Raw genomic sequence first — 15166 nt, 5'->3', positions numbered from 1 at the left:
GCTCATCCTCCCCGTGCCTGCTTGTGCATTCTTTCACAAGCACCTTCCGTCAAGGAAGCCGCACCCGGAGAAGGTTTAGACCACCACAAACCCGGACTCGGCGATGTCTTCGCAGGTCAGAGGGCTTGTGAATGCTTTCACGCGGCGTTTCGCGGGTGACGCGTCTCACGTGCCCACACGGCGGCCGGCCACCCCTGCCGCAGAGCAACGTAGCAGGTCACTCCGCGTGTTCCGGCGGCTCCCCCATGATCGACCCCCAAGCACCCCCCGGAAGCACCGTCCGCACACCGATGGCGTGTGTACACGACAACGCGTACACTTGCTCCATGATGGAAGGCAGTGTGACCGTGCGGGAAGCCCGCGCACACCTCGCAGACCACATCAACCGCGCTGAGGAGGGTGCACCGACGGTGATCACCCGCAACGGCCGGCCGGTGGCCGCCGTGGTGCCGATCGCGGACTTCGACGCGCTGGAAGAAGCGGCCGATATCCTGCTGGCCCGGGAAGCGGAGGCCGTCCTGGCGGAGGGCGGCCAGACCGTGACAATGGCGGAGCTGCTGGCCGACCTGTTCGACGAACGCGCCGAAGACACGGCGTGAAGTACGCGTTCCGGTTCACAGCAGCGGCCCAGCGGCAGCTCCGGGCCATCGACCGGCCCGCCGCCATGCGCATCCTCGCCGCGCTCACCGAGCTCGGCGACGACCCGTACCGCGCGGACGCCGACGTCAAGAAGCTGACGGGTCCTTCCGGTCTCTATCGGCTGCGGGTCGGCGGCTACCGCATCGCCTACCAGATCAAGGACAGCGAACTCATCATCCTCGTCGTCAAGGTCGGCGACCGGCGCGACGTCTACCGGAACCTCTGAGGAGACGCGTCCGGCCCCGAAGGCGACCGGCCTCCGGGGCCGAGGGCTCACTCCGCGTGTTCCGGCGGCTCCCCCAGGCTCAGGTTCCAGGCGATGCCGTCGAGGATGTCGTGCTCGCTGGCGACGAACTCCTTCGCCCCGGTGCGGGCCACCACGCGGTCCAGGATCAGGGCCCCCGCGGCGATCACGTCCACCCGTCCGGGGTGCATGACCCCGAGGGCGGCCCGGCGGTCGCGCGGCATCGCCAGCAGCTCCTCGGAGATCGCGTGGGTCCGCTCGGCCGAGACCCGCATGTGGTGCAGGAGCTCGGGGTCGTACTCGGGCAGATCAGCCGCGATACCCGCCACTGTCGTGGCGGTGCCGGCGACGCAGACCACGGTCGCCGCCTCGTCCAGCGGCACGACGGCCGCCGCCTCGTCCAGTGCGGCGTCGATGTCGGCGATCGCGGCCGCGATCTGGTCGGCCGTGGGCGGGTCGGCGGTGAAGTGCCGCTCGGACATCCGCACGCACCCGATGTTCACCGAGCGCGCCGCGCGCACCACGCCCTCGCCGTCGTCGTCGCCGTAGCCGAGGACGAACTCGGTCGAGCCGCCGCCGATGTCCACCACCAGGAAGGGCAGCGCGAACCCCGCGTCGCCGCCATCGGCCCCGGTCGCGGCGTCCGCCTGCTCCCCGGCCGGGGCGGCGTCCGCCTCCAGCTCGGCGGTCGCCCCGATGAAGGAGAGCTCGGCCTCCTCGTCGCCCGTGATGACCTCCGGACCGACGCCCAGGATCTCGCGGACGCCGTCGATGAACACCTGCCGGTTGGCCACGTCGCGGGTGGCGCTGGTGGCGACCATCCGCACGGTGTCCGGTCCCGGCTCGATCCCGTGCTCGCGCATCAGCTCGGCGTAGCCGCGCAGGGCGTCGAACGTCCGCTCCAGCGCCTCCGGCGCGAACTCGCCCGTACGGTCCACGCCCTGTCCCAGGCGCACGATCTCCATGCGGCGCTCGACGTCGAGGAGCTGCACCTCGTCGTCGTCCTGCGCCAGCACGCTGGAGATGAGCAGCCGGATGGAGTTGGTGCCGCAGTCGACGGCCGCCACAGTGGTCACTTCGCCTCGTCTTCTTCCTCGCTGTCACGGGCGCACCGCGCCCCCACGCAGACGCACGGCCCCTTGGCCCACCACTCGGGCAGCGCGTCCAGCGCCTCGCGGCCGAAGGGGTTGGTCCCCGGCGCCGCCAATTCGTGCCCGACCAGCGCGTGCAGGCATTTGACGCGCTCCGGCATGCCGCCCGCGCTCTGCATCCCCTTGGGGAGCGGCTCCATGCCGTCGGCCCGCGCCTGGTCATCGCGCTCGGCGAGGTAGGAGTCGTGGGCTTTGGCGTAGGCGGCGCGCAGCTCCGGATCGTCGGCCAGGCGGTCCTGCATCCGGCGCATCACGCCGTCGGCTTCGAGCGTGCCGATGGCCGAGGCCGCACGGGGGCAGGTCAGGTAGTACAGCGTGGGGAACGGGGTGCCGTCCTCAAGGCGCGGCGCGGTGCGCACGACGTCGGGGAGCCCGCAGGGGCACCGGTGCGCCACGGCGCGCAGCCCGCGCGGGGCCCGGCCCAGCTGGAGTTCGACGGCGGCGGCGTCCTCGCCGGAGACGGTCTGCCCGGCACGATCGGTGGAAGTCATGGCGCCATCAGCGTAGCCGCTGCGCGGCCGCCTCCGTGCCCGGGACCGGCCGCGTCGGGCCGCGCCGGCGCGGGGGCGGGACGGGCGGGGTGCGGCGGGCCCGTGCGGGGCCCGCCGGCGGTGGGTGTCAGTCGAAGACGACCTCGCCGTTGGGCGTGTCCACGGCGAAGGTGATCCGCTCCGGTCCGGGCCGCGGGTCGAGGCCGACACCGATGGCGCCGAGCAGCGGGCGGAGTTCCGCGGGATCGGGGACGTGGGCCTCCATCCCGAGCAGCCGCACCTCGGGCAGGTCGCCGCTCGTGGGGTGGGGGGAGTCGCCCCAGTCGATCAGGAAGGGCACCACCCCGGAGGGATGGGCAGCCCCGATGGCGGTGAGCCGCCAGCTCAGCTCGGTGCCCTCCTGCGTCCGGCGGCTCATGGGCCGGATCTCGCCGGGGTCGTGCCCCAGCGCCCGGGCCCGGGCCACCGTGGCGTCGAGATCGGCGGTGCGCACCGCCCAGGTGACCGTCCTGGCCTCGGGCAGGCCGTCGATGCCGAAGAGCCGCGGTCCGCCGGGGGCGGGCTGGTCCGGATCGGGACCGATGATCTCCAGGTAGCGGACACCGCCCAGCCCGACCAGGAAATTGCGGGTCCCCCATCCCGGATGTGCCCCTCCGGGGGCGGGGCGCACGCCGGTGCGGCGGGCGAAGTCGTCCACGGTGGCATCGAGATCGGGGGTCGCCAGGACGAAGTGGTCCAGCGTTTCGGGTACGTCGTCCATGCGGGGCTCCTTCGGGTCGCGGGCGGCCGGAACCGGGGTTCCAGCGCCCAGAGGGGTGTCTCGGGCGGGCCGGACCGGGACCGCCGCGCCCGTGAGAGGAGCGCGGGCCGAAGCGCCGGAGGTCGCCGGCTGCATCGGCCGGCGGACGAATGGGCGTGGGCGCTGCCGCACCCGGGCCGCGGGCCACCTCGTCGTCGGCGGCGTCCGGGCCGCTCGGCCCCGGCCATGGAAGTCCTCTCGGTCGGCGCGCGGGCGGTGCGCAGGCCCGGAGTACCCGGTGCCTGCTCGCCACCCACCCGTCCCCCTGCCCCGCCCGCCGCCGTCCCACCCGTGACGGATGTCACGGATGTCCCGGGGGTTCGGGGGGCCGGCCCCGGCGGTGCGGGCGCCGCGGATCAGCGCGGGAGGCCGGGCCCCGGATCAGCGCGCGGGAGGCTGGGCCTCGGGGATCCCGTCGTCCTGGGGCGCGAGCGCGTCGGCGGCCTTGACCGATTTCCACAGGCGGGTGAACCAGGGCTCGGAGGTGCCCTCCGCGGTCTCGGCGCTCTCCTCCTCGTCGCCGGTGACGACGACGTAGGCGCGCTCCCCCGGGTACTGGTAGTGCAGCCGGGTGCGGGCTTCACGCTCGATGTAGGTGGGGTCGCTGAGCTGTTCGCGGCGCTCCTGGAGTTCGGCGACGCTCTCCTCGGCGCGGGTCTGCTCGTCGCGGAGCTGGGCGATCTCGGAGCGCTGGGCGATGTACTCACGCAGCGGATAGGCCAGGCTGAGCGCGATCACGCAGATCACGACCGCGAGGATGGCGGCCCTGCTGGTCAGCGCCGGGCGGGCGCGCGAGGGGGCGGCGGACCGGCCGCCGGAGGAGCCCGCGGCATCGCCCGCCCGGCTCGCGGCCCGGGCCTTCTTGGCCGTCGCGGACCCCGCCGATACGGCGGAGCCGGCCGCGCGCGGGCCGGCCTTCGCCGCTCCGGAGGCGGTCGTCGCGGCTTTTCCGGGCGTGCCCTTCTTGGCGGACTTCCCACTGGCGGCCGCGGCCTTCGGCGCCGCGGCGCCGGGCCGGGCCGGATCCGGGCCGCCCTTGGCGGTCCGGCCGGTGCCGGGGGCGGACGTGTCGGCGCCGCTGCCGCCGCCCGTCCCGGACGCCGCCGGGGCCGCGGGCTTTCCGGGCTTCCCCGTCTTCCCCGATTTCGCGGGCGACGCGGGGCGCCCTTGGGCGCCAGAGACCGGGGACCCCGCTGCGCGGCGGGATCCCGGCGCGCTCCCGCGCGCACGCCGGACCCGCTGGTCGCGGCGTCCGTCCGGCTCCTCTGGCACCTTGGGCATAACGGACGAGCCTAGTCCCGCCCGGCGAAGCGGGGGAAGGCCGACACGCCGGCGTAGACTGCGGCTTCGTCGAGCTCCTCTTCGATCCGCAGCAGCTGGTTGTACTTTGCGACGCGCTCACTGCGCGCCGGCGCACCGGTCTTGATCTGGCCGGCGTTGGTGGCCACGGCGATGTCGGCGATGGTGGTGTCCTCGGTCTCGCCGGAGCGGTGCGAGATCATCGCGGTGTAGCCGCTGCGCTGGGCCAGTGAGACGGCGTCGAGGGTCTCGGTCAGCGAACCGATCTGGTTGACCTTGACCAGCAGCGAGTTGGCGGCGCCCTCGGTGATGCCGCGCTGGAGCCGCTCGGGGTTGGTGACGAACAGGTCGTCGCCGACGATCTGCACGCGCGAGCCGATGGCCGCCGTCAGCTTCGTCCAGCCCTCCCAGTCGTCCTCGTCCAGGGGGTCCTCGATGGAGACCAGCGGGTAGGCGTCGACGAGCTCCCCGTAGTAGGCGGCCATCTCCTCGGACGTGCGGGCGGTGCCCTCGAACCGGTACGCGCCGTCGGTGTAGAACTCGCTGGCGGCGACGTCCAAGGCCAGGGCGATGTCGCGGCCCGGGGTGTAGCCGGCCTTCTGGATCGCCTCGATGATGAGGTCCAGGGCGGCGCGGTTGCTCTCCAGGTCGGGCGCGAACCCGCCTTCGTCGCCGACCCCGGTCGCCAGGCCGTGGGACTTCAGCACGGCCTTGAGCGCGTGGTAGACCTCGGCGCCCCAGCGGACGGCCTCGCGGAATCCGGGCGCGCCGATCGGCGCGATCATGAACTCCTGGATGTCGACGTTGGTGTCGGCGTGCGCGCCGCCGTTGAGGATGTTCATCATCGGCACGGGGAGGACGTGCGCGTTGGGGCCGCCGATGTAGCGGAACAGCGGGAGGCCGGCGGAGTCCGCGGCGGCCTTGGCGACGGCCAGGGAGGAGCCCAGGATGGCGTTGGCGCCGATCCGGGACTTGTCGGGGGTGCCGTCGAGGTCGATGAGCACGCGGTCGATGAGCCGCTGCTCCTCGGGGCCGAAGCCGAGGAGCTCGTCGGCGACCTCGTCGTTCACGGCGGTGACGGCCTTCTCGACGCCCTTGCCGCCGTAGCGGTCCCCGCCGTCGCGCAGCTCGACGGCCTCGAACCGGCCGGTCGACGCCCCGCTGGGCACCGCCGCCCGGGCGACGATCCCGTCGTCGAGGGTGATCTCGACCTCGACCGTCGGGTTACCGCGGGAGTCGAGGATCTCCCTCGCCTGCACTGCCTCGATCGACGACAACGTTGTACTCCTTCATTTCGCGTCTCGCCCCCCTGCATGCGTGCGCGAGGGGGGTGCGTGGCCGCGGTCGCGCGGCGCGGTCCCGCGCGTGAACCGCGGGCCGCACCCGAGCCTAGCGACCCGGCCGCCGCCCAGTCTCCACCCTTCACCCGAAATTGGTCTAGTCCACAGCCGCCCCTCACCCGGGAGCACCCCCGCGCAGAAGGGACGCCCCGCCATGTCCGGTCGGGGCCTACGTCCTCGCGGGGGAGCCGGCCCGCGCCCGGGGCGACCACCGGGCGGCGTTCGCCCGCTACGGAGCCGAGATGCGCGGGTTCGTCCGCCGCAACCAGAAGATCGCGGCGTCGGGGGCGCGCACCCTGCTCCCGGCCGGCGCGTTCGGGATCGGGCTGCGCGACCGCGCCCTGCGACTGGTCCCGCTGTTCGACACCCTGGGGCTGGGCGGCCGGCCGGACAGGGCCGGCACCGCGATCACCCTGAAGGACTACGCGCCCCGCCCGGTGGGCTGACCGCAACGGCCGGGACCGCCGGGCGCGCGGTGGGGGCCGGGGATCCGGGACGTATCGCCATCGCTCGCCTATAGTTCGATTCAGCCCAGTTCATGTCCCCGTCACCGACCCCCGGCGCCACCGCACCGCGCCGTCATCGCAGTACCACGGCCCGCTCCCTTCACCCCGACCCGGCGGTACCGCGGCTGAAGCGGAACACACCAGGACCACCCACGGCGAGGCGGAATGGCGAGACCCGGACCCCGCGACGGAGCGTTCCGTCCGGTCCGCCGTCGCACCGCCGAGCTGGTCATGGTCCTCACGGCGCTCGGGGCCTTCGCCCTGTGCCTGGCCATGGCCGGCCTCCAGATCGACGGCCGGGTGCCCGGACGGTTCCCGCTCTACGTGGGGGTGGTGTCGGCGGCGGCCCTGGGCCTGCACGCCACCCTGCGGCTGGTCGCCCCCTGGGCGGATCCGCTGCCGCTCCCCCTCGCCACGCTCCTCAACGGGATCGGCCTGACGGTCATCTGGGGCCTGCACCACGTGCGCGGCACCGATACCAACGAGGCCGACCGGCAGCTCGCCTGGACCGTGATCGGCACGGTGCTGTGCTGCGCGGTGCTGCTGGTGGTGCGCCGGCCGCAGCGGTTGCAGCGCTACCCCTACCTCGCGGCGGCCGGAGGGCTGGTCCTGATCCTGCTGCCCATGCTGCCGGTGATCGGCATCGAGGTGTTCGGCGCCCGGCGGTGGATCGGGATCGGCGACTTCACGGTCCAGCCCTCGGAGTTCGCCAGCATCCTGCTGATCGTCTTCCTCGCCGCCTACCTGGGCCTCAAGCGCGAGGTGCTGGGGACCGCGGCACGCCACCTGCGGCTGGGCCGGGTGAAGGTCTTCAGCCTGCCCCGCATGCGCGACCTCGGCCCCATGACCGCCGCCTGGGGGGTGGCGATCCTGCTCCTGGTCGGGACCCGCGACCTGGGCACGTCACTGGTGCTGTTCAGCGTGTTCCTGGCCATGCTCTACACCGCCACCGGGCGCAAGTCCTGGGTCGGGATCGGCCTGGCGATGTTCTCCGCCGGCGCTACAGCCGCCTACCTGATGTTCTGGCACGTGCGCCAGCGGGTCGCCATCTGGCTGGACCCCTTCGGACCCGACGTCTACACCGAGCACGGCGGCAGCTACCAGCTGGTCCAGGGCCTGTTCGCGCTGGCCGACGGCGGCCTGTTCGGGACCGGCTTCGGCGAGGGCCGGGCAGCGGAGATCTTCGCCTCCGACAGCGACCTGATCCTCATCTCGATCGGCGAGAAGCTGGGGCTCACCGGGCTGATGGCGGTGGTCCTGGCCCTGCTCCTGCTGGCCGAGCGGGGGTTCCGGATCGCCCTGGGGTCCCGGGAGGTGTTCACCAAGCTGATGCTCACCGGGTTCGCGTTCCTGCTCGCCTTCCAGGTGTTCGTCGTGCTCGGCGGGGTCACCCGGCTCATCCCGCTGACCGGGCTGACCACGCCGTTCCTGGCAGCGGGCGGATCGTCGCTGATCGCCAACTGGATCGGGCTGGGGCTGTGGCTGCGCGTCAGCGACAGCGCCCGGCGTCCGCCGGTGCCCGCCGTTCCCACGCCCGCGGAGGACGCGACCGTCTCCCTGCGGCTGAACGGGGCCCACACGCGGACCTTCGCGGAGGGCGGCGACGGCGGGGTCACCCCCAGTACGCGCGCCACTCCTCAGGGGTGAGGTCCCGCGGGTCGCGGCCCGCCGCGCGCGCGGCGGCCTCGGCCGCCCGCACCCGCTCGTCGAACCGGCGCGCGGCGGCCCTCAGGTCCATCTCGGGGTCGGCTCCGGCGCCGCGTTCGGCGTCGACGGCGGCGAACAGGGTGCCGCCGGGGCCGCCGTCGTCGCCGATCAGGTCGGCCGGGACACCGTTGCGCACCGCCCGCTTCTGGAGTTCGTAGGAGAGCAGGGCGGCCGGCTGGCCGAACGGGACGCCGTCGAGCACGGAGGCGTCGCCCCGGCCCTTGCCGGCGCGTTCGGCGGCCTTGATGGACTCCCAGTTGGCGCGCACGTCGTCGGCGCCCGAGACCTCCGTCCCGGCGAAGACGTGCGGGTGGCGCCGGGTGAGCTTGTCGATGATGGCGTCGGCGACGTCGTCGATGGTGAAGCCGTCGGCCCCCCGCTCCGCCGCCACGCGGGCGTGGAAGACCACCTGGAGCAGGACGTCGCCCAGTTCCTCGCGGAGCAGCGCGTAGTCGCCCTGCTCGATGGTCTCCAGGGTCTCGTAGGACTCCTCGATGAGGTATTTGGCCAGGGACTCGTGGGTCTGGCCGGCGTCCCAGGGGCATTCGCGCCGCAGGACGTCCATGACCTCGATGAGGGCGGGGAGCCGGTGGCCGGGCGCGGGCGGGGCGTCGCTCATGGGGTGGGCCTTGCTTTCCGGGTCGTGGATCGTGGGTCGTCCGGTCGTGCTCGCCGGTGCGTGCGGGCGGGCTAGCGGCGGTCCGGGGGCAGCCAGCCGCCGATGCGCAGGGCGGCGACCGCCTCGGCCACCGACTCCGCGACGGACCTGCCCTCAGTGTGCAGCACGAGGTCGGCGTCGGCAGGCTCCTCGTAGGGGTCGGAGACGCCGGTGAACTCCGGGATCTCCCCCGCGCGGGCCTTGGCGTAGAGGCCCTTGCGGTCGCGGGCCTCGCACACCTCGATCGGGGTCGCCACGTGCACCAGGAAGAAGTCGCCGGCGTCCTCCACCATCGCCCGGACCTCCGCGCGGGTGGCGGCGTAGGGGGCGATGGGGGCGCAGATCGCGACCCCGCCGTGCCGGGTGATCTCGGCGGCGACATAGCCGATCCGGCGGATGTTGAGGTCGCGGTCGGCACGGGAGAACGTCAGGCCGGAGGAGAGCATGCGCCGCACGACGTCGCCGTCGAGCAGGGTGACGGTGCGGCCGGAGCGGCGCACCGCGTCGGCGACGCCGCGGGCCACGGTGGACTTCCCCGATCCGGACAGGCCGGTGAAGAACACGGTGAGGCCGCGGCGGGTGCGGGCCGGGCGCAGCCGCGCCAGCTCGGCGGCGACCCGGGCGGGGGTGAACCAGGCGGGCAGGTCGCGGTCGAGCGCGAGCATCTCCTCGACCTCGGCGTCGCCGGGCTCGGTGCGCGCGCTGTCGGGGTCGACGCGCTCGGCGGGCAGCCACAGCTCCTCGCCCGTGTCGTAGCGCCAGTCGCCCGGGTGCAGCACGGGGATGGGCGGATCGGCGGCCTCGGGCGCGGGGCCGGCACCGGGATCGCGGTCGATGAGGACGTGGGTGGCGCCGTAGGAGCGGGCGACGTGTGCGGCGAGGAGGTCGGCGCGGTCCGCGGGGAGGCCGGGGTCGGTGGCGGGAAGGGTCACGACCACGAAGCGGGTGCGGGCGGGCAGCAGCGGTTCGGCGGCCATGACGGCCGGGGCCATGCCCTCGGTGTCGAAGGGTGCGTCGATGATCACCAGCACCTCGGCGCGGTGCCCGCCGCCGATCCGGTCGGCGGCGGCGCGGATCTGGTGCAGTGCGCGGTGGTGCAGGGGGCGCCCGGCCACCACGGCCAGCAGCGGGCGTTCGGACGCGTCCGCCGCCTCGCGTCGGGCGCGGGTCTCGGCCGGGGCGCGGCGGAGGTGGCGCAGAGCTCCGTACATCGAGGGGCGGATGAAGCGGACCTCGCCGGCCAGCCGGTGGCCGGGGCCGCCGTGGCCGTCGGGCACGTGGCGGGCACCGGGCGCGGCGGGGTCGCCGGGGCCCGGCGGGCCGGGGTCGTCCCCGCCTGTACCGCCGGGGCCGCACCACCAGCGTTCGGCGACGGTCAGCTCCGCCAGGGGCGCGCCCTCGGGGTCGGTGAGGACGAGGCGGTCGGCGCCGGCCAGTTCGGCCGGGACCGCGAGGGTGACCGGGACCGGCCACGGGGTTCCGCCGGGCAGCCGGCCGTGCCGGGCCACCGACGCCGCCTCGGCCTCGGTCATGAAGCCGGCGAGGGGGTAGGCCCCGCTCAGGATCGCCTCCAGGTGGGCCAGGCCCACCTGGTCGGGAGCGAACACCGGGGCCGCCGCTCCCCCGCCGTGCCCGCCGTCACCCGCGCTCAATCCGACCTCCATCCGGGTCCGGTCCGTCCATCCTGGCCATACTCCCCGCCTCGCTCCGCTCCGCCTGTCCCGCAGGAGAAAGCCTCCGGTCCACGGCGGCGCGGCTCCGCGTGTTCGTCGGCCCGCCGTACGCGCTCTCCGGCGGTCCCTGTCCATCGCACAGGGTATGTGCCCTGGTCGTCACGGAGGGGGGCGGCCCCTGAGGGCCTGCTGACGTCCGCCGCGGGGCGGAGGGGTGACGCGCGAACGCGGCCGGATCCGGCCACGGGAACACCGCGGGCGGCTCCAGCGTTGCGCAAGGTGATCGAAAACGGACGGGCCCGGCATCCGTCGACTACGGCGGGTCGGGCACGCGGTCGTCCGCGGCCGGCGACGCGTCGTACGCGCCGCCGGAGGTAGCGGATCCCACTTGTGGACAGAGTGCCCTCGCGGGCGGTCCGGCGCATAGTCTGGGTATCCGGACACGCGCCGCCCGCGTCGGCGGACACGCCCCGGACAGCTGGGAAAACCACCGGACCTCGGATGACGCCCCGGCGGGCTCCGCCCGGAGCCCTGCGGACCCGCTCCGCGCCCGGCGGCGAGCGAGCGGAGAACACGGACAAGGGAGTTGCGGGCGACGACGCAGGAGACCGCATTCCGGCGCCACCTGTGGATCGAGCGTGCCGGAGGGGCGCCGGCGACGGCTGGACTGAGGAGCGGGGTGCCACCGAGCAACATGGGAGCGCCCCACGACGACCCGGGCCGTCGCCTTCACGGCGCCCCGACGGCTGAGCGGGAAACAGGCGGCGTTCGGACGGGCCACCCCGCCGAAACGCCGCAGGCCGCTGCACCACCGGTACCACTGACACACGCCCTGATCTGGTGATATGAGCCTCTCTGGACTTCTTGCGGTCGTCGCCGACGACCCCGCACTCAAGCAGACGATCGCGACCGCGCGCAGCGGCCACGATCCCCGTCTCGACCTCGTCGCGCCGCCGTCGCTGCGGCCCTTCCTCATCGCGGCGCTGGCCGCCGGGGCCCCGGTGGGCGCCGACCGCCCGGTGCTGGCGATCACGGCCACCGAGCGCGAGGCCGCCGACCTCGCCGAAGCGCTCGGTTCGCTGCTCCCTGAGCACACCGCGGCGCTCTTCCCGGCGTGGGAGACCCTGCCGCACGAGCGGCTGTCGCCGCGCTCCGACACCGTCGGCCAGCGGCTCGCGGTGCTGCGCCGCCTTGCGCACCCCGACCCCGCCGACCCCCTGACCGCGCCGCTGCGGGTGGTGGTCGCGCCGGTGCGCGCCGTGCTCCAGCCGCTGGTCGCCGGGCTGGGCGGCCTCACCCCGGTGCGGATCCGGCCGGGCGACGACGTCGCGCTCGACGACGTCGTCCAGTCGCTGATCGACGCCGGGTACGCCCGGGTCGACCTCGTCGAGAAGCGCGGCGACCTCGCCGTGCGCGGCGGGATCCTCGACGTCTTCCCGCCCACCGAGGAACACCCGCTCCGCCTGGAGTTCTGGGGCGACCAGGTCGAGGAGATCCGCTACTTCCAGGTCGCCGACCAGCGTTCGATCGGCGGCCACGCCGAATCCGGGCTGTTCGCGCCGCCCTGCCGCGAACTCCTGCTCACCCCGCAGGTGCGCGAACGCGCGCGCGACCTCGCCCAGGAGCACCCGTCGCTGGCCGACGTCCTCGACAAGCTGGCCGAGGGCATCGCCGTCGAGGGCATGGAGGCGTTCGCCCCGGTCCTGGCCGACCGCATGGAGCCGCTGTTCGGCTACCTCTCCGATGGCGCGCACATCGTCGGCTGCGACCCCGAGCGCATCCGCACCCGCGCGATCGAGCTCCAGGCCACCAGCAAGGAGTTCCTCGACGCGTCCTGGATCAACGCCGCCTCCGGCGGCGAGGCCCCCATCGACCTCGGCGCGTCCGCCTACAAGTCCATCGCCGAGGTGCGCTCCGACGCCGATTCGCTGGGCCTTCCGTGGTGGACCATCAGCCCGTTCGAGTCCGGCGACCCCGCCGGCGAGGACACCGCCGAGTCCGTCGAACTCGGCGCCGCCTCGTCCGACTCCTACCGCGGCGACACCGAGCGCGCGCTCGCCGATGTGAAGTCGTGGCTGCACGACGAATGGAGCGTGGTCCTGCTCACCCCGGGCCACGGGCCGGCCGAGCGGCTGGTGGCCATGCTGCGCGACGCCGGGCTGGGGGCGCGGCTGCGCCCGGACCTCTCCGACGCCCCCGAGCGCGCGGTGGCCACGGTCACCACCGGGCTGGTCGAGCACGGGTTCGTGTGGCGGTCGGTGCGCCTGGTGGTGCTCACCGAGACCGACCTCGTCGGGCAGAAGTCCTCCACCCGCGACATGCGCAAGATGCCGAGCCGGCGCCGCGGCACCGTCGACCCCTTGCAGCTCAAGCCGGGCGACTACGTGGTGCACGAGCAGCACGGGGTCGGCCGCTACATCGAGATGGTCAGCCGCAGCATCCAGGGCGCCACGCGCGAGTACCTGGTGATCGAGTACGCGGCGTCCAAGCGCGGGCAGCCCGGCGACCGGCTGTTCGTGCCCACCGACCAGCTCGACGAGGTCACCCGCTACGTCGGCGGCGAGGCCCCCACGCTGTCGCGCATGGGCGGCGCCGACTGGTCGAAGGCCAAGAGCCGGGCGCGCAAGGTGGTCCGCGAGATCGCGGGCGACCTCATCCGGCTGTACTCCGCCCGCCAGGCCAGCCCCGGCCACGCGTTCGCCTCGGACACCCCGTGGCAGCGGGAGCTGGAGGACGCCTTCCCCTACGTCGAGACCCCCGACCAGCTGGCCGCCATCGAAGAGGTCAAGCGCGACATGGAGAAGCCGCTCCCCATGGACCGGCTGATCTGCGGCGACGTCGGCTACGGCAAGACCGAGGTCGCGGTGCGGGCCGCCTTCAAGGCGGTCCAGGACGGCAAGCAGGTGGCGGTGCTGGTGCCCACCACCCTGCTGGTCCAGCAGCACCTGTCGACCTTCAGCGAGCGCTACGCGTCGTTCCCGGTGACGGTGCGCCCCATGTCGCGGTTCCAGACCGACGGCGAGGTCGAGGTCACCCGCGGCGGCCTGCGCAGCGGCGAGATCGACATCGTGATCGGCACGCACCGGCTGCTCTCCGGCGAAACCCGGTTCAAGAACCTGGGCCTGGTCATCATCGACGAGGAGCAGCGGTTCGGGGTCGAGCACAAGGAGGCGCTGAAACGGCTGCGCACGCAGGTCGACGTGCTGTCGATGTCGGCAACGCCCATCCCGCGGACCCTGGAGATGGGCCTCACCGGCATCCGCGAGATGACCACCATCCTCACCCCGCCCGAGGAGCGGCACCCGGTGCTGACCTTCGTCGGCCCCTATGAGGAGAAGCAGATCGCGGCGGCGGTCCGGCGCGAGCTGATGCGCGAGGGCCAGGTGTTCTTCGTGCACAACCGGGTGGCGTCGATCGACCGGGTCGCGGCCACGCTGAGCCGGCTGGTGCCCGAGGCGCGGGTGGCCTACGCCCACGGCCAGATGAACGAGCAGCAGCTCGAACGCGTCATGGTCGACTTCTGGGAGAAGAACTTCGACGTCCTGGTCTCCACGACCATCGTGGAATCCGGGCTGGACGTGCCCAACGCCAACACGCTGATCGTCGACCGCGCCGACACCTACGGCCTGTCCCAGCTGCACCAGCTGCGCGGGCGGGTGGGGCGCGGCCGCGAGCGCGCCTACGCCTACTTCCTGTACCCGCCCGAGAAACCGCTGACCGAGACCGCCCACGAGCGCCTGGCCACCGTCGCCCAGCACACCGAGACCGGCGCCGGCATGTACGTCGCCATGAAGGACCTGGAGATCCGCGGCGCGGGCAACATCCTGGGCGCCGAGCAGTCCGGCAGCATCGCCGGGGTGGGCTTCGACCTCTACGTCCGCATGGTGGGCGAGGCCGTCCGCGAGCTCAAGGGCGATCCCGGGGCGGTCGAGGAGACCGAGACCAAGGTCGAGCTGCCCATCGACGCCCACATCCCGCACGGGTACGTTCCGGGCGAGCGGTTGCGGCTGCAGTCCTACAAGCGGATCGCCAGCGTGGCCGACGACTCCGACATCGCCGCCGCGCGCGATGAGCTGGTCGACCGGTTCGGCCCGCCGCCGCGCGAGGTCGACAACCTCTTGGCGGTCGCCCGGTTCCGGGTGCTGGCCAAGAGCGCGGGGCTGTCGGACGTCGTGCTCCAGGGCTCCCAGATCCGGTTCGCCCCGGTGGAGCTGCGCGAGTCGCAGCAGTTGCGGCTGCGCCGGCTGCACCCCAAGGCGATCTACAAGGAAGCGGCGAAGACGCTGCTGGTGCCGATCCCCAAGGCCGGCGGGCTGGGCGGCAAGCAGCTGCGCGACACCGAGTTGCTGAAGTGGTGCGCCGATCTCGTCGAGACGCTGTTCGAGCCCTCGCGCCGGAGCGTCACGGCGGGCTGACCGCCGCCGGTTCCGGGCCCGGAACCGGCGCCACCACGGCATGAGGGGCACCGGCCGCACGGCCGGTGCCCCTCGCGCGTGCGGGGGCGGGGACCACGCGGGCGCGGTGTGTCCGGCACGGTCGGCACGCCGGCCGGGGCCGGATGCCCGCACCGGTTGATCGCGCGGGAGGAATCACCGTTCACGGTAAACCTCTCAGACGACCAAAACGACTACTCTTAGTGTTCATTGAATCGCCGTGAGT

At 73.8% G+C, this 15166-nt stretch carries 12 protein-coding genes; 5 read left to right on the top strand and 7 right to left on the bottom strand.

What is annotated here, in order from left to right:
• Nucleotides 1-326 precede the first annotated feature (326 nt).
• Nucleotides 327-599, top strand: coding sequence for a type II toxin-antitoxin system Phd/YefM family antitoxin (locus ACFO4E_RS08965; protein WP_378572779.1), 273 nt, complete (start codon nucleotides 327-329; stop codon nucleotides 597-599).
• Entirely contained in the window at nucleotides 596-865 is a 270-nt protein-coding gene (locus tag ACFO4E_RS08960; protein ID WP_378572777.1) for a type II toxin-antitoxin system RelE family toxin, read from the top strand. The genes ACFO4E_RS08965 and ACFO4E_RS08960 overlap by 4 nt, the downstream gene beginning before the upstream one ends.
• Before the next feature lie 47 nt (nucleotides 866-912).
• On the opposite strand, the gene ACFO4E_RS08955 is transcribed toward ACFO4E_RS08960, so the two are convergent.
• The 5 genes from ACFO4E_RS08955 to eno form a co-directional block, all read right to left on the bottom strand.
• Nucleotides 913-1959, bottom strand: coding sequence for a Ppx/GppA phosphatase family protein (locus tag ACFO4E_RS08955; RefSeq protein WP_378572775.1), 1047 nt, complete (start codon nucleotides 1957-1959; stop codon nucleotides 913-915).
• A complete protein-coding gene (locus ACFO4E_RS08950) occupies nucleotides 1956-2525 on the bottom strand; it encodes a DUF501 domain-containing protein (protein ID WP_378572773.1) in 570 nt (189 codons plus the stop codon). The genes ACFO4E_RS08955 and ACFO4E_RS08950 overlap by 4 nt, the downstream gene beginning before the upstream one ends.
• Nucleotides 2526-2652: 127 nt before the next feature.
• Nucleotides 2653-3285, bottom strand: a complete 633-nt coding sequence (locus ACFO4E_RS08945; protein ID WP_378572771.1) for a VOC family protein — start codon at nucleotides 3283-3285, stop codon at nucleotides 2653-2655.
• Nucleotides 3286-3705: 420 nt separating this feature from the next.
• Nucleotides 3706-4605: an FtsB family cell division protein gene (locus ACFO4E_RS08940; protein ID WP_378572769.1), complete on the bottom strand. Its 900-nt coding sequence runs from the start codon at nucleotides 4603-4605 to the stop codon at nucleotides 3706-3708.
• Between the two features lie 11 nt (nucleotides 4606-4616).
• Entirely contained in the window at nucleotides 4617-5900 is a 1284-nt protein-coding gene (eno, locus tag ACFO4E_RS08935; protein ID WP_378572767.1) for a phosphopyruvate hydratase, read from the bottom strand.
• A 305-nt stretch (nucleotides 5901-6205) separates the two neighbouring features.
• On the opposite strand from eno, the gene ACFO4E_RS08930 reads away from it, so the two are divergent.
• Complete coding sequence (locus ACFO4E_RS08930; protein ID WP_378572765.1) at nucleotides 6206-6409, top strand: hypothetical protein; 204 nt, start codon at nucleotides 6206-6208, stop codon at nucleotides 6407-6409.
• 291 nt (nucleotides 6410-6700) lie between these two features.
• Nucleotides 6701-8116 (top strand): FtsW/RodA/SpoVE family cell cycle protein, encoded by a 1416-nt coding sequence (locus tag ACFO4E_RS08925; protein WP_378573067.1) that lies wholly within the window; start codon nucleotides 6701-6703, stop codon nucleotides 8114-8116.
• Here the strand turns inward: ACFO4E_RS08925 and mazG are convergent.
• Nucleotides 8082-8795 carry a nucleoside triphosphate pyrophosphohydrolase gene (mazG, locus tag ACFO4E_RS08920; protein WP_378572763.1) on the bottom strand — a complete coding sequence of 238 codons (714 nt, stop codon included), beginning with the start codon at nucleotides 8793-8795 and terminating at the stop codon, nucleotides 8082-8084. The two genes, ACFO4E_RS08925 and mazG, sit on opposite strands and share 35 nt — an antisense overlap.
• A gap of 71 nt (nucleotides 8796-8866) precedes the next feature.
• Complete coding sequence (gene cysC / locus ACFO4E_RS08915) at nucleotides 8867-10498, bottom strand: adenylyl-sulfate kinase (RefSeq protein WP_378572761.1); 1632 nt, start codon at nucleotides 10496-10498, stop codon at nucleotides 8867-8869.
• An 854-nt stretch (nucleotides 10499-11352) separates the two neighbouring features.
• Between cysC and mfd the strand changes: the two genes are divergently transcribed.
• Nucleotides 11353-14922 (top strand): transcription-repair coupling factor, encoded by a 3570-nt coding sequence (gene mfd / locus ACFO4E_RS08910; RefSeq protein ID WP_378572759.1) that lies wholly within the window; start codon nucleotides 11353-11355, stop codon nucleotides 14920-14922.
• Nucleotides 14923-15166 lie beyond the last annotated feature (244 nt).

The sequence above is a fragment of the Nocardiopsis mangrovi genome, from assembly GCF_042653925.1.
Classification (GTDB): Bacteria; Actinomycetota; Actinomycetes; order Streptosporangiales; family Streptosporangiaceae; genus Nocardiopsis_B; species Nocardiopsis_B mangrovi.
The sequence above is the reverse complement of the archived record's forward strand: the minus strand, read 5'-3'. Positions and strand labels throughout refer to the sequence as shown.